General features: G+C 35.2%; 17 protein-coding genes. 10 read left to right on the top strand and 7 right to left on the bottom strand.

Features of this window, described 5'->3' with window-relative positions; genetic code table 11:
• Positions 1–12: 12 nt before the first annotated feature.
• The gene (locus C7D53_RS07285) at positions 13–1,176 is read right to left on the bottom strand and encodes a 2-isopropylmalate synthase (protein WP_106915743.1); all 1,164 of its coding nucleotides are present in this window, start codon (positions 1,174–1,176) and stop codon (positions 13–15) included.
• Positions 1,177–1,324: 148 nt separating this feature from the next.
• Between C7D53_RS07285 and C7D53_RS07290 the strand changes: the two genes are divergently transcribed.
• Positions 1,325–2,869, top strand: a complete 1,545-nt coding sequence (locus C7D53_RS07290; protein ID WP_106915744.1) for a hypothetical protein — start codon at positions 1,325–1,327, stop codon at positions 2,867–2,869.
• A gap of 189 nt (positions 2,870–3,058) precedes the next feature.
• On the opposite strand, the gene C7D53_RS07295 is transcribed toward C7D53_RS07290, so the two are convergent.
• Positions 3,059–4,033, bottom strand: a complete 975-nt coding sequence (locus C7D53_RS07295; RefSeq protein WP_106915745.1) for a dipeptidase — start codon at positions 4,031–4,033, stop codon at positions 3,059–3,061.
• Positions 4,034–4,046: 13 nt separating this feature from the next.
• The gene (locus C7D53_RS07300; protein ID WP_162926118.1) at positions 4,047–5,243 is read right to left on the bottom strand and encodes a DUF4932 domain-containing protein; all 1,197 of its coding nucleotides are present in this window, start codon (positions 5,241–5,243) and stop codon (positions 4,047–4,049) included.
• Positions 5,244–5,334: 91 nt separating this feature from the next.
• On the opposite strand from C7D53_RS07300, the gene thrS reads away from it, so the two are divergent.
• The 9 genes from thrS to C7D53_RS07345 all read left to right on the top strand — a co-directional run bounded on the left by thrS (position 5,335) and on the right by C7D53_RS07345 (position 14,197).
• Positions 5,335–7,254, top strand: coding sequence for a threonine--tRNA ligase (gene thrS, locus C7D53_RS07305; protein ID WP_106915747.1), 1,920 nt, complete (start codon positions 5,335–5,337; stop codon positions 7,252–7,254).
• Positions 7,255–7,422: 168 nt separating this feature from the next.
• Positions 7,423–7,923 (top strand): translation initiation factor IF-3, encoded by a 501-nt coding sequence (gene infC / locus C7D53_RS07310; RefSeq protein WP_172625635.1) that lies wholly within the window; start codon positions 7,423–7,425, stop codon positions 7,921–7,923.
• Positions 7,924–8,219: 296 nt separating this feature from the next.
• Positions 8,220–8,777 carry a hypothetical protein gene (locus tag C7D53_RS07315; RefSeq protein WP_162926119.1) on the top strand — a complete coding sequence of 186 codons (558 nt, stop codon included), beginning with the start codon at positions 8,220–8,222 and terminating at the stop codon, positions 8,775–8,777.
• A gap of 163 nt (positions 8,778–8,940) precedes the next feature.
• The gene (locus C7D53_RS07320; protein ID WP_106915749.1) at positions 8,941–9,762 is read left to right on the top strand and encodes an alpha/beta fold hydrolase; all 822 of its coding nucleotides are present in this window, start codon (positions 8,941–8,943) and stop codon (positions 9,760–9,762) included.
• A gap of 189 nt (positions 9,763–9,951) precedes the next feature.
• Entirely contained in the window at positions 9,952–10,533 is a 582-nt protein-coding gene (locus C7D53_RS07325) for a hypothetical protein (protein WP_106915750.1), read from the top strand.
• Between the two features lie 131 nt (positions 10,534–10,664).
• Positions 10,665–10,862 (top strand): 50S ribosomal protein L35, encoded by a 198-nt coding sequence (rpmI, locus tag C7D53_RS07330; RefSeq protein WP_002979658.1) that lies wholly within the window; start codon positions 10,665–10,667, stop codon positions 10,860–10,862.
• A gap of 121 nt (positions 10,863–10,983) precedes the next feature.
• Entirely contained in the window at positions 10,984–11,328 is a 345-nt protein-coding gene (gene rplT, locus C7D53_RS07335; RefSeq protein WP_034694451.1) for a 50S ribosomal protein L20, read from the top strand.
• 300 nt (positions 11,329–11,628) lie between these two features.
• A complete protein-coding gene (locus C7D53_RS07340) occupies positions 11,629–12,810 on the top strand; it encodes a M28 family peptidase (RefSeq protein WP_106915751.1) in 1,182 nt (393 codons plus the stop codon).
• A gap of 211 nt (positions 12,811–13,021) precedes the next feature.
• Complete coding sequence (locus C7D53_RS07345; protein ID WP_106915752.1) at positions 13,022–14,197, top strand: M28 family peptidase; 1,176 nt, start codon at positions 13,022–13,024, stop codon at positions 14,195–14,197.
• 107 nt (positions 14,198–14,304) lie between these two features.
• Here the strand turns inward: C7D53_RS07345 and C7D53_RS07350 are convergent, their stop codons facing one another.
• The 4 genes from C7D53_RS07350 to C7D53_RS07365 all read right to left on the bottom strand — a co-directional run bounded on the left by C7D53_RS07350 (position 14,305) and on the right by C7D53_RS07365 (position 19,768).
• Complete coding sequence (locus tag C7D53_RS07350) at positions 14,305–14,667, bottom strand: hypothetical protein (protein WP_106915753.1); 363 nt, start codon at positions 14,665–14,667, stop codon at positions 14,305–14,307.
• Positions 14,668–14,679: 12 nt separating this feature from the next.
• Positions 14,680–15,753, bottom strand: coding sequence for an RHS repeat domain-containing protein (locus tag C7D53_RS07355; RefSeq protein ID WP_106915754.1), 1,074 nt, complete (start codon positions 15,751–15,753; stop codon positions 14,680–14,682).
• 87 nt (positions 15,754–15,840) lie between these two features.
• A complete protein-coding gene (locus C7D53_RS07360) occupies positions 15,841–16,152 on the bottom strand; it encodes a hypothetical protein (protein ID WP_106915755.1) in 312 nt (103 codons plus the stop codon).
• Positions 16,145–19,768, bottom strand: a complete 3,624-nt coding sequence (locus C7D53_RS07365) for a DUF6443 domain-containing protein (protein WP_106915756.1) — start codon at positions 19,766–19,768, stop codon at positions 16,145–16,147. Before C7D53_RS07365 ends, C7D53_RS07360 begins: the two co-directional genes overlap by 8 nt.
• Between the last annotated feature and the right edge of the window lie 3 nt (positions 19,769–19,771).

Below are 19,771 nucleotides of genomic sequence, written 5' to 3' on the forward strand. Positions count from 1 at the left end.
ATTAAATCAAACCTATACTATTTTTCTGCTGCAGACTTCCATGATCAGGGCTAGGTCATCATTGTCAATTTCTTTCTTAAGGTCTGCTATCTTTAAGAATTCCTGATACAGATAATCAAGTTCATTCTTAGTTACATCATAGCCAATATGTTTAAAGCGATATGCCAATGCCGAACGTCCACTTCTTGCTGTAAGAATAATGGTAGAAGCATTTACACCCACTTCTGCAGGATCAATGATTTCATAAGTTTCTCTGTTTTTGATTACTCCATCCTGATGAATCCCTGAGCTGTGGGCAAATGCATTAGCCCCCACAATTGCTTTATTGGGTTGCACAGACATTCCCATCAGGTCAGAAACCATTCTACTCATCTCATTCAGCATTTTGGGATTGATATTCGTGTACAGATTTAAATCTTTATGTTGTTTCAGAATCATCACCACTTCCTCTAAAGCCGTATTCCCCGCTCTTTCTCCCAATCCGTTAATGGTACATTCAATTTGGCGGGCACCATTGATAGCTCCGGCAATAGAGTTTGCTGTTGCCAAGCCCAAATCATTATGACAATGGCATGATAAGACCGCTTTTTCAATTCCTTTTACATTTTCTCTCAGGTATTTTATTTTCTGACCATACTCTTCAGGAAGACAATATCCTGTAGTGTCAGGAATATTCAGAACAGTAGCTCCTGCTTTTATTACAGCTTCACATACCTGCGCCAGATAATCATTATCTGTTCTTCCGGCATCTTCAGCATAAAACTCTACATCTTCTACATATCCCTTCGCATATCGTACTGCTTCAGCAGCACGTTCAATAATATTTTCTCTTGTTGAATTGAATTTATATTTGATATGAGAATCAGAAGTTCCGATTCCTGTATGTATTCTTGGCTTTTTCGCAAACTTTAAAGCTTCAGCAGCTGTATCAATATCTTTTTTATTAGCTCTTGTAAGTCCGCATACCTTTGCATTTCTTACCAGTTTTGAAATTTCAGAAACAGATTCAAAATCTCCCGGACTGGAGATTGGAAATCCTGCTTCAATGATATCAACCCCCAGTTCATCCAGCCTTTCAGCAATAATCAATTTTTGTTCCGTATTCAGTTTACATCCTGGAACCTGTTCCCCATCTCGCAGTGTGGTATCAAAAATTTCAATTTTTTCGGAATTCATAAATGAAGTTTTTTACTTAATTTTGATTCAAAACTACAGCTTGCATTAATTTTTAATTTTTAATTTTGCTGAAAATTACAATATTCAAGAGTTGAAAAAATAGTTTTATCTATTTGATAACTAATTATTTAAATCCATAAAATTTACAATGGCAGAATTGCAGAAAGATTTTTTGTTTGTATTGGTAAAGTCATTGACCACCTCTGAAAAACGACAGTTTAAATTATATGTTAACCGTTTAGGGATTAACGTAGATGCCAAATTTTTACTCCTTTTTTCTGAAATGGACAAGATGAAAGAATATGATGAGGCTATCATAATTGAGAAAAAAATATCTACAAAACAGCAGCTTTCAAATTTGAAAGCACACCTTTATAAACAAATTCTGGTAAGTCTTCGCATGAATCCCAGTCATCAGAATTACAGAATTCAACTTCGGGAACAGCTTGATTTTGCCAATATTCTGTACCAAAAAGGACTTTATAAGCAAGCTTTAAAAATTCTTGATAAAACGAAACAGGCGGCTCTTGAGCTGGATGAAAAAAGCATTGCCTCCGAAATCATTGATCTTGAGAAAGTAATTGAGTCTCAATTTATTACAAGAAGTATTGAAGGGCGGGCGGAAGAACTCATCAGACAATCTCAGGAACTTAGCAAACAGAACCGCTATACCACGAAACTTTCTAATCTTTCCCTGAAATTATACAGTGAAATGTTGACTCATGGCTATGTAAAAAACGATATAGACCGGGAGGAAGTTCTGGAGGTGTTCAATGCCCAGATTAAAAATATAAGATTTGACAAGTTGAATTTCACAGAAAAACTTTGGTATTTTAAGGCCCATGTCTGGAAAAATCAACTTCTGCAAGATTATAAATACACCTTAAAATACGCCTATCAATGGGTGGATTTATTTCATAAAAATCCCGAAATGATCCACAGCCATCCCGTTTGGTATATCAAAGGAAATACTTACCTGCTGAAAATTCTCTTTCTGTACGGAAATATTGACATTCTTGAGGAAAATTTTGAAAATTTCAACACGATGGTTAATGCCGAGAATTTTTCTCAAAATGAAAACCTTCAATCTCTCATTTTTTTGACACACTACAATACTTTGATGAACATTCATTTTGTAAAGGGTGAGTTTTTTACAGGAACAAAGCTTATTCCGGAGATTGAACTGAAAATGGACAAACTCAGGGAAAGAATTGATGAGCACCATTTTATGATCCTTTACCTTAAAATGGCGGCGATGTTTTTTGGAAGTAAAATGTACAAGAAAGCCATTGAGTACTCCATGCGGGTAATTGAGTCGAAAGGCAACGTACAGGAAGACCTGCTATTCCACACCCGAATTCTGATTTTAATGTCAAAATACGAGTCTGGAAATGATGAAGATTACGATGAATTTATCACATCAACACTTAGGTTTGCTAAAAAGATGAAAAAACCGGAGGAGTTTCATTTTGAAAGTATCCAGTTTTTTAAGACCCTTAATAACCAGGTATTGAATCAAAGGCAAAAGGCATTTGAAAGTTTTGATAAAAAGCTGGAAGAGTTTTCTAACAATGAATATTACAGACGGTCATTATTTTATATTGACATTCATGGATGGATCAAATCTAAAGTTCAGAATGTAGACGTTATTGAAATTATTAAGCAGAAAGTGAAGTATAAAAGAAAGCATTAAATAAAACAATATAAAATACACTATAACAATAAATTAAATAGCATTATCTAATGTAAAATAAAACATTTAAAATAGTTGTTTCTTTCAATAATTGCCGCTCGCTGATTAGGCAGATTAAGCAGTTTTTTTTATGTGCATCTGCGAAATCAGCTGAATCTGCGAGAGAATAAAATGATCTTAAATTCTGTTTTATTTATACATATTTTCTATAAAATTCAGTACATTTTTATGGCTGATCTTTTCTACCAATTCGGATGAAAATCGTTCTTCAATTTCTTTATTGATTGCCGGATATCCCGAAGCATTGGAATGCTCAGGAAAAAAAAATGGGTGTCTTGATTTGTCCGGATGATCTTTCCAATAAAAATAGTCTGCTCCGTAGGCAATGCTATTTTCTCCTCCAAGATCGAGCCCATATTGAATATGCTCGTAAAGTCTTTCAGGGTTTTCCAGATCAATATAGTCTTTGATAAAGTTGAGACCAATTAATCCTTTTCTTTTAATCACTTCTTTGGCTAGTTCATCCGGTAGATTTCTATTGTTTTTATAGATGGTTCTGTAATTTGAATGACTTGCCAGAATTGGTATGGAATAATTTCTTTGGTCAATATAAGTGAATATATCATAGGCTAGCTGATCACTGGTATGAGCCAGATCAATGGCAATCCTTTTATCAGCAATATAATCAAGCAGTACTTTGCCATCCTCTTTCAATCCTGCTGTAGCATTGTTTCCGCCTCCAAAACGGTTTTCCAAATGATGGGTAATTCCTATATAGAGAACTTTTTGTGTGTTTTCGATAATGGTTTCCAACTTTTTAAAACCGGATTCCAGACTTTCAGTTTCATCACAGAAAGAAGAAGCATTTTCGATGGAAGCAATGACGCCTACCCGATTTTCATTTTCAGGCTTTTTATAATTTTCATGATCAAAGAGAAAAAAGTTTTCGTTTTTGATTAAGGTTGAAAATAATTTGCTTTGCTCTAATCCATAAACAGTACTATCTGAGCCTGTTCCAGAATAAATTGCCATCACCTGAAGCTTTACATTCCCTTCTTGTAAATAAGGTAATGAACAGCCTATTTCTTTATCGTCAATGGTTGAATTTGCTCTTAGTAAATGGTATAGCAGATCGCAATGTAGATCAATGTTTATTGTATTCATAGTTAGATGCAATTTATGATTTATTATTCTTGTCGCCTGTCAACTTATTATTGATAAATTCAATACTGCTATTTTCAAAAACCTTTAGTAATTGAGGAACAAAATCTCCAAATGTTTTATATTTTCTCCTATTGGAATTATATTCTTTCAATTTTCCCTCTAATTGTGGTAGAAAAATAAAGTTATTTTTTAAATGATACTCTTCTAATCTCTTGGCCCTTTCAAAATCTTTTTGAATTCTTGCAGTCTGAATTTCACCCAATCTCACCAGATGTTCTGCAACACAAGTTTGATAATCACCATAACCTCCTGTTTTGATCATTGTTTCCTTTAGTCTTGAATTTTCAAACAGATTCTTAAATTTTTCGAGCTTATCCTTATGTTTATATACTTCTTTATTGACAAATGAATGTCCAAACTCATGAATACTTAAAAATCTGGCCTGAAACTGATTGTCATACCCAAACTGACCCTCTTTCTGAACTTTCATAAAAGGGCTTGCAATCTCATAGATATCCTTATCTCCCGATTGTAAAATTACATCTGTACCAATTCCTCTTCCCTCGTTATCCTCAATAGGCCACATCATCATGGGTGAAATAAGAATGGTATAGGTATTAAAACTTTCTCCATAAAACTGCTCCATGGCATTGATAAATCCTGTAGGAATTTGTTTGCTGTATTCTTTTATTCCGCCGTTGTAAAAACTTTTATTTTCGTTAAAAAACTGTTCAATATTCTCCTGAATATAAAATTTTGAAAGCTCTGAGAGATAATTTTTAATTAAATGAGTGATTTCTTCGTTCTGTTCCTTTGTCAGATTGTTGCTGCTATATTCATAATTATTGAACCATTCTGTGGAGGGAAATTCCTTATGATATAGCAATGGTTTCATCAGAATATCATTTCCTGAACCATATTTTTCCAGCAAAACATCATTAATTTTTGCCGTTGATATAGCAATCTCTGAGTTTTTCAACCCCTCATATTTCGTTAATGCACCTTTTACAATGGGCTGATATCCAGAACACTCTTTTATTTTATAGAGTTCAAAGTCTTTATTATTTTTTCGGTGTTCTGCGGAAAGGATTTCTGCCAGAAAATAGGTTTCAATGTTTTTGTTGTAATTAACAGAAAATTTGGATGTATTTTGTTGTGAAAAACTAAATACGGAACTCAGCGAGACAAAAACAACCAGTATCTTTTCCATTTTTATATTAATTATCATTCTAAATATATGCTAATATAGTATTTTATCTAAAAAATGCGTATTTTTGCCTCTTAAAATTTCTTAGTAAACAATGATAAAAATTACACTTCCAGACAGTAGTGTCAAAGAATTCGAAGGAGCAGTTACTCCTCTAGATGTGGCAAAATCGATAAGCGAGGGATTGGCTAGAAATACCATTTCCGCAATTGTTAACGGTACACAAGTAGAGACGACCACACCTATAACCACGGATTCTACGGTACAACTTTTGACCTGGAATGATGATCTTGGAAAGAAAGCTTTCTGGCATTCTTCTGCCCACCTTTTGGCGCAGGCTATCCTTGAGTTTTATCCTAATGCTAAGTTGACCATTGGTCCGGCCATTGAGAGCGGGTTCTACTATGATGTAGACTTCGGGGATGAAAGCTTATCTGAAAAAGATTTCGAGAAGATTGAAAAGAAAATCCTTGAAAATGCAAAGAAAGGTTCTACTTTCTCTTTGTATCCTGTTTCTAAAGAAGATGCTTTAAAAACATATGCAGACAATCCTTACAAAGTAGAATTGATCACTAATCTTAATGATGGAGAGATTACTTTTGTAACGCATGATAACTTTACAGACCTATGCCGTGGAGGACACATTCCTAATACAGGAATTGTAAAAGCGGTTAAAATCTTAAATGCAGCAGGAGCTTATTGGAGAGGTAATGAAAAGAACCCTCAGCTGACAAGAGTATATGGTATTTCTTTCCCTAAACAGAAAGATCTTACTGAATATCTTGAAAGATTGGAAGAAGCAAAAAGAAGAGATCACAGAAAATTAGGTAAAGAGCTTGGGATATTCGCATTCTCTGAAAAAGTAGGTGCAGGTTTACCTCTTTGGTTACCAAAAGGTACTGCTTTAAGAAGAAAATTAGAGAATTTCCTTTCAGATGCTCAGAAAAAAGGAGGATATGAATTCGTAATGTCACCACATATCGGGGCAAAAGAATTATATGTAACTTCCGGACACTGGGATAAATATGGCGCAGACAGCTTCCAGCCTATCAAAACTCCAAATGAAGGAGAAGAATTTTTGCTGAAGCCTATGAACTGTCCACACCACTGTGAGATCTACAAGACTTCACAATGGAGCTACAGAGATTTACCAAAAAGATATGCTGAATTTGGAACTGTTTACAGATATGAGCAAAGTGGAGAGCTTCACGGATTAACAAGAGTTCGTGGATTTACTCAGGATGATGCTCACCTTTTTTGTACTCCAGATCAGCTTTCTGAAGAATTTGAAAAAGTTATCGACTTAACTCTTTATGTTTTCAAATCTTTAGGTTTTGAAGATTTCGTTACTCAGGTATCCTTAAGAGATCCTGAAAACAGAGAAAAATATATAGGATCTGATGAAAACTGGGAGAAAGCTGAGAGTGCGATTATCAATGCAGCTCAGAAGAAAGGTTTAAAAACAGTTGTAGAATATGGAGAAGCAGCATTCTATGGTCCTAAGCTTGACTTCATGGTAAAGGATGCGTTAGGAAGAAAATGGCAGCTAGGAACTATTCAGGTGGATTACAACCTACCGGAAAGATTCGATCTTCATTATATCGGAAATGATAATGAAAAGCACAGACCAGTAATGATCCACAGAGCGCCATTTGGTTCTATGGAGCGTTTCATTGCTATCTTGCTTGAAAATACGGCAGGAGATTTCCCATTGTGGTTAAGCCCTGATCAGTTTATTATTCTACCTATCAGTGAAAAATATGTAGATTATTCGAAAAAAGTTTCACAATTTTTGGAAAATCACGATATTAGCGGTCAGATTGATGATAGAAACGAGAAGACAGGTAAGAAGATCCGTGATGCTGAATTGAATAAAATTCCTTTCATGCTTGTAGTAGGAGAAAATGAAGAAAATGAAGGCACGATTTCTGTAAGAAGACGTGGTGAAGGAGATCTTGGAGTGATGAAACTGGAAGATTTCGTAACTTACTTCAAAAAGGAAGCAGCGATTTAATTATTAAAGATTAAAAAACAAAAATTACCTAAGGTAAAATAGTTTCTAATCATTTTGATTTTTAAATGTTTTAATAAATAGAAAATTAACCAATAAAATTATAATACAATAGCACAAAGATTTAACAACAGGGGCCCACAAAGACGTCCTGTACAGGAGGACTTACACTTGATCAACGATAAAATTCGTGTGAGAGAGCTTCGTTTGGTGGGCGATAACGTAGAGCCAGGAATTTACCCAATTGACAAAGCAAGACAGATTGCTGCGGAACAAGAATTGGATTTAGTAGTAATTTCTGATAAAGCAGAACCTTTTATTGCTAGAATATTAGAATATAAAAAATTCTTATATGAGCAAAAGAAAAAACAGAAGGAACTTAAAGCTAAGCAAGTAAAAGTGGTAGTAAAAGAGATTCGTTTCGGACCTCAGACTGACGACCATGATTATGAATTTAAGAAAAAGCATGCTGAAAAATTCCTTGAAGAAGGTTCTAAATTGAAGACCTACGTATTTTTTAAAGGACGTTCGATTATCTTTAAGGATCAGGGAGAAATCTTGCTTTTAAAACTTGCTCAAGAACTAGAGCATGTAGGTAAAGTAGATCAGCTTCCTAAGCTTGAAGGAAAAAGGATGATTATGATGATGAGTCCTAAAAAACCAGCAAAATAATTAAGTCATTATTTTAAATATTAAACCTCAAATTACTTTGAGGTTTTTTTTATTTTATACCCTTTTATCTTATAACATAGTCATGTCAGTAAAACCAATAAGCATCGAAAATAACCATTAAAAGAATACTTGTTTTTAAATATTTAATTAAATTTAGACACCTTTAAGTGTCTAAATAATAAAATTATTCAACTGATATACAATAAGTTATTTTGATATTTAATTTCATACATGGTGAATTAATAATTTTATTTTATATTTACAGCTTCAAAAAATAACCTATGAAAATAAAATTATTGACTTTTTTAAGTCTTTCTATGCTATTGGCATCTTGTGCTCAAGATGATACTCTTGATGATGTAACAGTAAAAAACGAAGCAGTACAAACAAACCAGAATAACAGTGAGGCTTTAAACATTGGCTTTACAAAGGTCACACTTCTAAAAGAAATTAGTTATCATGGAGGTATATTAAATGCAGGAGAAGCAATCACCCTAGAAAACTCGCTAGACACTTATCAACTTGTTATGCAATACGATCACAACCTTGTACTTTATAAAGTAAGATCTGGTCACCCTATTGCATTGTGGAGCTCCAATACCCGCAGAACAGATTTGACTACTCCATCAGCACTTGTTGCCCAAAATGATGGAAACATGGTAATTTACAATAATAACATTCCTATTTGGAATACAAATAAAACTGTTGGTTATCATATCAATGACCCCCATATGAAGCTTCAACTTTTTAAAAGAACAGGAGCATTTATTCCTCCTGGATACCGAATTAAACTTGTTTTATCCGGTAATGGACAAAATATCAACGATGTTATTGAAGTAGACTTTATAGATTAAAAAATAAATTTAATGCAAAAACCGTTTCTTAAAAGGAACGGTTTTTTTGTATCAGAATATCTATTTATTCTTTCATTAAATTATCCTATATCAAGTATTGGGGAAAAATTTTGTTCTAAATTTGCCTCTATAGTCAAATCATTAATAACAAAAAAAAAGACCTATGAGTACACTTACATTAAAGGACGGAACAGAAATCTATTACAAAGATTGGGGAAAAGGACAAGCCCTATTTTTCCACCACGGATGGCCGCTTTCCAGTGATGATTGGGATGCCCAACTATTTTTCTTTCTGGAGAAAGGTTACAGGGTTATTGCTCATGACAGAAGGGGACACGGAAGATCAGAACAAACGCCTTACGGACATAATATGGACACTTATGCTGCTGATGTTGCCGAAATTGTAGAAGCTTTGGATTTAAAAGATGTCATTCATGTAGGACACTCTACTGGTGGTGGTGAAGTGATCCGATATGTAGCAAAGCATGGTAACGGAAGAGTTTCAAAAGCTGTACTAATAAGCGCTGTAACTCCCATCATGGTTAAGAATGAGAATAATCCAAACGGTGTCCCGATTTCTGTTTTTGATGACATTCGAAACAATACAGCAAAACACAGATCACAGTTCTTTATTGATATTACATTCCCTTTTTATGGATACAACAGAGAGGGAGCCAATGTTTCCGAGGGGATTCAAAGAAACTGGTGGCGACAAGGCATGAGTGGCTCTATTAAGGCACATTATGATTGCGTAAAGGCTTTTTCTGAAACGGATTTTACAGAAGACCTTAAAAGTGTAAACGTGCCTGTTTTGGTAATGCATGGTGAGGATGATCAAATTGTTCCTTTTGAAACAACAGGTAAAGTAGCCGCTACCCTGCTGAAGAATGGAAAACTTATTTCTTATCCTGGCTTTCCCCACGGAATGCCCACTACTGAAGCAGAAACGATCAATAAAGATCTTTTAGCATTTTTTCAATCATAATTAACATATTATAGAAGATTTTAAAACCACAGTCTTATAGATTGTGGTTTTTACATTTAAGCTACATAAATTATTAACACTACCTTAACCAAAACCTCCGGAACTACCTTGAACAGGACATTATTTACAATAATTTAATTCTTTAAAAAGAGATTTAATCCCTATATTTGGCCTGTCAAAAAATAAACTATGAAAATAAAATTAATGACTTTTTTAAGTCTTTCCATGCTTTTGGGTTCTTGTGCTCAGGATGAGATCCTTGACCAAAATCCAGCGGTAAATCAATCTGACGTACAATCTAAAAACGTTGCTAGTAGAGAGATCCCTCCTATTAATTCAGAAGTCTTCATTAAAGAAACAACCAATCATCCACAAAAACTATATGCCGGAGGGTCTATCATCTTATCTCATGAGCAACGTGAGTACAGATTGATTATGCAGGAGGATAGCAACCTTGTTCTATATTATAAAGATAGAAATGGTTTTGAGCGTCCTTTATGGGCAACTAACACAGATAGAAAATCCGGTACTCCTCACCTTATCGCTCAGGGAGATGGAAACCTTGTCGTTTATAATAATGGCAATCCACTATGGTCTTCCAATACAGCTATTAATGGAACTGTTTCCAACCCACACATTAAGGTACAGCTTTTTAGGAAGCGTGGTCCATTTATTCCTTCCGGATTTAGAATAAAGGTAATTTTAGGAGGTAATAATGAAGAAAGAGCATTAATTACAAGAGTGGATGTTAACGAAGATCCTTTTGAATAACAAAAACAAAACGATCTAAAAAAACAGGTGGTTTTTCCACAATTTTTTGTATCTTTGCACACTATTATTCCTAATATCCTTAGGGATAACCAAAACAGATATTGATAACAAAACAATAAAAAAGCAAAACAATGCCAAAATTAAAAACGAAATCAGGTGCTAAAAAGCGTTTTGCTCTTACTGGTTCTGGTAAGATCAAAAGAAAAAATGCTTACAAAAGCCACATCTTAACTAAGAAAGAAACTAAGCAGAAGAGAAATCTTACTACTACTTCTTACGTAGCTAAAGTGGACGAAAAAAGCGTTCAACGTCAATTAGCAATTAAGTAGTTTTTATAAATCTATATTCGGTTTATAAGAATTCAAAACAAATTCAACAATTTAACCCTGAAACGGTGCTAATAAAGAGCAACATCAGTTGCCGCCCTTTTCAAAAAAAACAATTTAAATTATGCCAAGATCAGTAAATGCCGTAGCTTCAAGAGCTCGCAGAAAGAAAATTTTTAAGCAAGCTAAAGGTTTTTTCGGTAGAAGAAAGAACGTTTGGACTGTAGCTAAAAACGCGGTAGAAAAAGCAATGCAATATGCTTACCGTGGTAGAAAAGAGAAGAAAAGAAACTTCAGAGCACTTTGGATCACTCGTATCAACGCGGGAACTAGAGAGCACGGAATGTCTTACTCTCAATTTATGGGAGCTCTTAAAAAGAACAACATCGAACTTAACAGAAAAGTTTTAGCAGATTTAGCAATGAATCACCCTGAAGCTTTCAAAGCTGTTGTAGATCAAGTAAAATAATGTAGAATAGTATTTGTTATCAATATAAGTCCCGGGTTTTCCCGGGATTTTTTTATTTCCATAACTCATCAGGATCCTAAGACGATATTCTAAAAGTAAAAACATCATTCAAAAAACAAATAAGGTTTAAAAAATTAATAAATATTCTTAAATAATAAAATTTTAAATTAACATAATGATAAACAACATAATATCATATATAATTATTAATTAAACAACCAAAACCTCTCTATTGATTTAAATTATTAATTTTATTTGACAATTAATTGTTATATTAGCAATTCTGAAATATAATCAATAATGAAGAAAATCGCTGCTTTTTTATTAACTTCCCTAGTAGCACAAAGTATTGGTGCACAAACTTTTATTCAAGCTTATAAAGACAGAGCTGAAGCTGTATCTCAAACAGATATCATCACCAATCTACAGCAATTTGCCGCCCTTGGAATAAAAACCACAGGTTCTCAGGAAAATGCCAATGCACTGAATTGGATAAAAAATAAATATCTTTCCTATGGGTATACTGCAGATCAAATTGCGGAGGATCCATTTAGTTTTTCAGGGATCAACTCAAAAAACTTGGTTATTACTAAAACAGGGACTGTTTATCCCAATAAATATATTATTATCTGTGGGCATTTCGATACTATAAACGGACCGGGAGTTAATGACAATGGTAGTGGAACTACAATCATGTTGGAAGCCGCAAGAATCCTTCGCACCGTTCCTACTGAATATTCCATCAAGTTTATCCATTTCTCCGGAGAAGAACAAAGTTTGAAAGGAAGTTATCACTATGCAAATACAGTTGCCTATCAGGGAAGTTCCCGTGTTATGGATATTAAATTAGTATTTAATCTGGATCAGGTAGGCGGAAAAATGAGTAATAGTGCCAATAATACAATTGTTTATTGTGATGAGGATCAGGGAGGTCTCCCAAGTAACAATGCAGCTTCTGCAGCAGTTACCCAGCAATTAAGGAACTGTACCGCTCTTTATTCTCCACTTCAGACAGAAGTTGATCCCGCAGCAGATACAGATTACATTCCTTTTGAGCAGAAAGGAGAGGTTATCACGGGCTTTTTTGAAAGAATAAGAAGCAACCTGCCTCATTCCATTAATGATACTTTTGCCAATACAGACCCCGTATACATTTACAACATTGGAAAAGCTTCTGTAGGAGCATTACAGCATTTTGCAGTTGCTACTGGTACACTAGGTACCCATGAAGTGCTTTCCAAAAATTCATTGGAAGCAGTAAGCATCTACCCCAACCCAGTGAAAAATGTCATTAATATTGAAATACCTGATTCTAAAATAAAAAACTTTAGCCTTGAAATTACAGATTTTCAGGGTCGATCTTTGTTTAAAACCAATAATCAAACTAAAATTGATGTTTCAAGCCTTGAAAACGGTGCTTATGTAGCTGTTTTAAAGGCTGGAGATCAGACCGTAGTAAGAAAGGTTCTTGTAGCTAAATAAATTTATTTTTAATCATTAGAAAATTTTAAGCCTTTGAAGTAATTCGGAGGCTTTTTTGTTACGTTTGAGAATAATTAAATATCAGTGCTTTACCAATCTATCGTCCTTATATTTTTCATTTTATTGTTAAAAATTTATGTTATCCATAAAATATTAAACACTTTATTGTGATTTAATTACTACATTCGCAATACCAACTAAAATAAATAATATGAAAAAATTTACCACATTACTATGTACCTCATTAATGATTCAGGGCATGGTAGCACAATCTTTTATCCAGACTTATAAAGACAGGGCTGACATGGTAACTCAGGCTAACATTACAGCAAATCTTCAGGATTTTGGCAATCTGGGAATAAAAAAAACAGGAACGGTTGCCAATACGAATGCTTTAAACTGGATTAAAAATAAATACACCTCTTACGGATATACTGCCAGTCAAATTCAAGAAAGTGCTTTTACTTACGGATCATCCACTTCCAAAAACCTTATCATTACAAAAACAGGAACACTCTACCCTAACAAATATGTGATTATTTGTGGACATTTTGATACGATTAACGGACCGGGAGTGAATGACAACGGTAGTGGAACTTCCATTATTTTAGAGGCTGCCAGAATTTTGAAAAATGTACCTACGGAGTATTCTATCAAATTTATTCATTTCTCCGGAGAAGAACAGGGATTGATAGGAAGTACTCATTACGTTAATAATGTTGTATACCAAGGAGGTGTACGTAAATTGGATATTAAGTTGGTCTTTAATCTGGACCAGGTAGGCGGCGTAAAAGGAAACAATAATAATACTGTATATTGTGATGAAGATATGGGAGGACTTTCCAGCAACAATGCAGCATCTGCTTCTGTAACCCAGCAGCTTAGAAACTGTACTGCACTTTATTCTACTCTACTCACTGAAGTAGATCCTGCTGAAGATACAGATTATATCCCTTTTGAACAAAAAGGTGAGGTTATAACCGGATTTTTTGAAAGAATAAGAAGCAGCTACCCTCATACCTCCAAAGATACTTTTGCCAATGTAGACCCAGTTTATGTGTATAAAATTGGAAAAGCAACTGTTGGAGCCTTACAACATTTTGCATCTGCATCTGTTACCTTGGCTGCTAATAAAACGGCATCTACAAATGCACTGGAATCAGTGAAATTCTATCCTAATCCGGCAAATAATATTCTAAATATTGAGCTGTCCGATCTTAAAACTAAAAATTTCAGCTTTGAAATTACCAACTTAGCGGGAAGATCATTGCTTAAGGTAGATAATGAAACCAAAATCAATGTTTCCACATTGGAAAACGGAGTGTATTTTGGAATTTTAAAAGCTGATGGACAAAGCATTGTAAGGAATATTCTGATTGAAAGATAAAAACAATCACTTAACAGAAAAGATCACAAAAACACAAAACCCTCGCAATTGCGAGGGTTTACTTTTTCTGCTACACGATAAAATCGTGCGGGAGTGAGGAGCGGAGGTTATTTAAAAGGAAGATTATATCTGTATTCTTGGGGGACAGGTATTTTTTTTAATATTATTTTGTTATCAATAATACTATCCAATTTATTCCCACCATAGATTAACAATGTATCTTCCAATATCATATGAAAATCGCGATAACAACTTTTACAATGATAAATAGTGTCATTCTTATTTTTATCAATCAAAACAAGCTCATTAGGAAATATTTTATTTGTGTTGTTAATGTATATATAACCTTCAAGAAAATAATCTTTAGTTTCTATTCTCTTATATGTTAGTTTGGATACAGTTCCTAGTGATTCTTTTTCACAGCTTAATAAAAATAGGACTGTAAACAATAAAATTAAATTTCGTGTCATAATTTTTATTTATTAATGAGAAAATTGATGAAAATAGCCTCGATATATATTAGTTCCTGAATAGGTATGTTCACCATAGAAAGGAAAGCCAGCATTATATATTTTACCATTTAGAAAATTTTGTCTATTGTTTTGATATTGATTGTATGCACCAACAAATCTCATAGCATAATTATAAAAGTCTATAGCATTACCGAACTGCTGCTTAAATTTTGGTGTGTTTTTATGTTTATCATAAATTTCCCTCATATTAAATCCAAACAGAATATTTGAGGCAGCTCTTAAAGAAGTATAGTTTTTACCTACCATTACAGGAGTGTAGATATCTAATCCCAATGATGATTTAAGGTCTAGCTTTCCTTTTTTTTCATCATAATTAGCGGAATTATAGGCCAAACCCGCTAGGTCATCAAGATAACTCTCATTACCATTATCTACATTATAAGCATATTTCTTTAATAATACAAAGAGGTCTAAAGAAGAATTAAGAGTGATATTGTTTTTCATATCATTGGTTTTTGCCACTCCATCAAATTTACCATTAGCATCATTTGTAAATAAGAAGTCAAAAGGATTGTTTAAAGTTCCTACTCTTTGGCTTTTCTTAATATCATAATTTCCATCTTTATCCGCCAAATATATTCCTAAATCCCCATCATTCTTAGCGCTTATTATTTCATATTCTCCTCTGTTATTCTTTATAACTCCAGCACTTGCTATTTCGCCTATCATCCCTGTAGGATCATTATAAAAAACAGGATTATTGTTTGCGTAATTATAAGGTTGGAACGTTGCATCACTCAAAGGATCATGAACTCTCCAACGTCCAATATCCGGCATATACATCCTTGCACCATAATCATACATCCCCGTCTCTTGCAATTCCTTGCCGTTGTACTTGTAGTTCTTATAACTACCCACTCCAAAGAACGCATTACCTGTCTTCAAATGGTTCATCCCAAATGGATAATAGTCATTGGCATCCGTTATTTCAAGAACTCCTGCGCTGTTTCTTGCGAAACTGATTCTTGCATTTCCTAAGTGGTCTTTATAATGATAAATATAACGGTTTAAAGAAAAATAGATAAAACCACCAAAATTTTGCGGTTACTTTTTGTTTATCTGCCACACGAAAGGATTCGTGCGGCAGCGGGGAGAATTCAATCTGATTTTTTATTTCTGATTCTTTATTCTATTCATAAAAGGAAAAGTTTTATTGTATTCTACCAAAACACTATCGCCTACTTTATATTTTTCATCATAGCTTGGATTGGAATAATCCTTACCACCAGTAGAAAACTTATAATAATATGTAAAGAGATTTGTAAATTGTCCCTTTCGCTTATAATATTTTTCATTTATTATATAACCTTTGGTATATTCCTTTGAAAATGTATTAAGTATGGGTATATATACCACATTTTCTCTAAACAAATAAACAATTATCAATAAAAATAAAGATAATTTAAGCCATTTATTATTCATCTGTTTTCTTTTTTATATTATCAACAGTTGTTTTAGTTCTCGCATTAATCGCATTTTCAGCTGATTTATTAGTGACATTTTTAATACCATTGCTTAATTGCTTTGAAATACCTTTTACATCAACTTTTTTTGAGATACTACTTGATGTCCTAGAACTTAGTCCAGTCGCTTTTTGAACAAAATTTTTGGCTTTAGTATTACTATTTAAATTAACTTTATTTGCTATTTTATCCAGTTTTGCTGTTTTAACTAAACTACCTGCCTTTTTAGCAGCTCCTCCTGCAGCTGCATCTACAAGCGTATTTTTGGCTATATTCCGAACATTTGTTTCAGCTTTAAAACCTTTCGAATTCCATTCAACAGTATTTTTAGCAACCATAACGGTGGTTTTTATAGCTGCTTTTCTAATAGCACTACCTCCTTGGGTTAGAGCTCCTTCTGCAGCAGACAAAGCTATCGATGAGTAAGAAATATTATCAGTCCATTTATTTTTAACATCTGGGTCTAGATAGTTAGCTGCGACTTGCATACCATAATCTGTTAATCCTCCAACAAGTGCACCAACAATACACGTTGGACATCTTCCATCTGGATCATCAAATTTTATGGGATTGTTATATCCATAAGAATATGGGCTTAGATTATCAGGATTGAAAATTCCACCGCCATTACCCAAAGTAGTTTCAATTGCACTTACTACTTCGTCATCATCGTCATCATCAATATTATTAGGGTCAAAAGTAAAATCTAAATCCTTTATCAGTGGATCTAACTGCATCCATCTTCCGATGTCTGGCATATACTGACGCCAGCCGTAGTCGTACATTCCTGTCTCCTGAAGCTCCTTACTGTTGTACTTATAGTTCTTATAACTACCCACTCCAAAGAATGCGTTACCCGTCTTTAAATGGTTCATCCCAAATGGGTAATAGTCATTGGCATCCGTTATTTCAAGAACTCCTGTGCTGTTTCTACCAAAGTTTACCCTTACATTTCCAAGGTGATCCTTGTACTGATAAATATACATCTTTTTCTGGTAATCATAAAAGCCCTCCGCCGTTGGAAAAAACTGCAATTCAGGGTGATTAGGGCTATTTATGATTTCGCCTATATCATCACTTACCGGAGGCATTACAACACAGCTTGCCATACTGAATGCTTCTTCCTCCAATGCAAATGCCGTTTTTCGGGAAAAAACCCCGGTTGTCGTAGCTGAGGAGATTTTGTTCAGGTACTGAAAGCCATCAAGGTAATCCGTAATCTCCTTTGTCCAGCTGGTACCTGCAAACCCTACTGAAGTCTGCATATTCTCCTTTCTCAGCTTTATCCCATCGGCACGGTAGTTGGTCCTTATCTGGCTGGTGATGGTACCATAGCCTATATCCAAGGTACGAGGCAGGTTCAGAAAGTTGTAGCTGATGCCTGTGATCTGCTTATCCAGCATATTAATCAGGTTTCCGTTGGCGTCATAGGAAATTGTATTTCCTCCACCCTCATATCCAGCCTTGTTATGTTGGTTGTCCCTGACATCCAAAAGCCGATTCCCCAGGCTTGTCGGGGGACCATAGTTGTACACCAGGTCATCAATAACCATGGCCGTGGTTCCATTCATTGCAGAGGTTCGGTATAGCTTGGTGATGTTTCCATTCAGGTCATAGTCCATTGTCTCCGTGTGTTCCTTGCTCCATGGGTTGTTGGGATTTTGGTAGTATCCTGCCGTGAGCCTGTTCAAACCATCATAGGCATAGCCATATCTCTTGGGTTCCAGGGGAGGATTGGCTCCCAGAGATTCCACGGCACGCCAGTCCACCTCTACAATATTTCCATTGTACATAGGCTTTACATTCTTGCCCACAAAAAAGCCCATGTCAGGGTTGGTGGTTCCATTCTTTTGGTTATACTTGATCTTGTAGGAAAATAATTTTCCATTTAGATTGGATATAGGCATATCATTTTTGTTGATGTCTGTGAGCCATCCCCTGATATTATAGGCATAGTCAATGCTTTGCAGGTTGCTTCCAACCGTCTTGTTCTTAAGCTGGGAAAGTTCATTGTAGGAGTTTTCTACCAATAGCTGCTCCGGCCAGTAATCCACCTGGTGATAGCGCCTCAAAAGCCTGTTTTGATTATCATATGCAAAACTCTCCTTTACCGTTACCTCAGGTTCGCCTGCTCTTCTTAGATGTGTGGTTACGGTATTCTGGGCAGCTCCAGCAAAGTCAAGCCTGGACTCCGTTTTTGTATATCCTCCCAAATGATTGATGGAATGGGTTCCAATTACTCTTCCCTTTTTATCATAGTAGGAATAGTTTTTTGTCCAACTATTGTCCTCAATGTTTTTTACGATGCTTAGTACGGCAAGCCCCTTGGTACTGATTCCATCAGCATTGGGTGTACCGCTGATGGTCGGCTCTCCTAAGATATTGGTCGGAAAGGACGGATTAAAGCTGTATCCGGGAACAAAGTCATAGTAATTAACGCTCAGCATATCCACCCACTTATCGGAACTTGGATAGGTAGTACCGGGATAGTTATAGTATACGTCCATTCCCTGCCAGGGAAAGAAAACATAGTCGATACTCTTTAGGTTATTGGAGCTTACTGCATCTGCCAGGGTCTGCTCCGCAATTCTTTCACCTCCCGTACAAATTCCTGTAATGCAGGGCCTTGAAAACTGATCATACTTGGTGTAAAGCCATTGTCCCTTGGCCCTTAGATTGGCATCACGGGTGGCTACCAAACGATCCTGTTTATCATACACCATATACTCCCAACCTTTGCCGGGAAGTTTCTTTTCTACCAAATGATTTTTGCCATCATAACGATACTGATAATACAGATTTTCCATTGTCGAAGACTCAACAGTCGGAGCAGAAGCCAATGGCGGAATCACATATGCTAATTGGTCATATTCATTATAAACATAATAAGTATCGGCATTTTCCGTTGCATTTAATGCTTTTCTTACCAATAAAACCTGTCCTTTTCCATTTTTAAACTCAATGGTCTTGTTTCCGTCCTCATCGGTTACTGTATTTTTATACAACTGATTGGGTAAGAAATATTGAAGCAATTGGACTGTAGTCTGCGTTCTGCCTTCAACCCAAGTCGTTGAAGTTTCATATTTCCTTACATAATCTGTAGTAGTATTGGCTTCATACTGGAACCTTACGGGCTTGTTGGCCCAGTCGCTACCCACCTGTCTTTGTTCCAGCAGTCGATCAAGGGGAGAGCTTTCCAGGGTTCTTTCGGAATAGATTTTTTCCGAGCCATAAATTCCGGGCTGGGTGGCATTAGCCAATGGGGACGCGGCAATACCACCATTCAGGGTGCCGGACTGGGGTACAGGGAGGTAGTCCATTGTCTGTCTTCCGAAGCCATCGTATTCAATGTGGGTGACAACATCCCTACCCAGTGGGGAGGCCTTTACGTTGACCACCTGCTTGGGTCTTCCCAGTCCATCAAAATACTGGACAGTTTCGGATGATTTTGTAGCTATAGTTCCGTTATAATCCAAATATGTTTTGGTATAGATATAATTTTCCGTATTGGAAAGCTGTGCGTGCACCGACGGGGTGAGCAGCAGCATGCCCAGGGGAATGAGTATTTTTTTCATATT

The organism is Chryseobacterium aurantiacum, assembly GCF_003020585.1.
Taxonomy (GTDB): Bacteria; Bacteroidota; Bacteroidia; order Flavobacteriales; family Weeksellaceae; genus Chryseobacterium; species Chryseobacterium aurantiacum.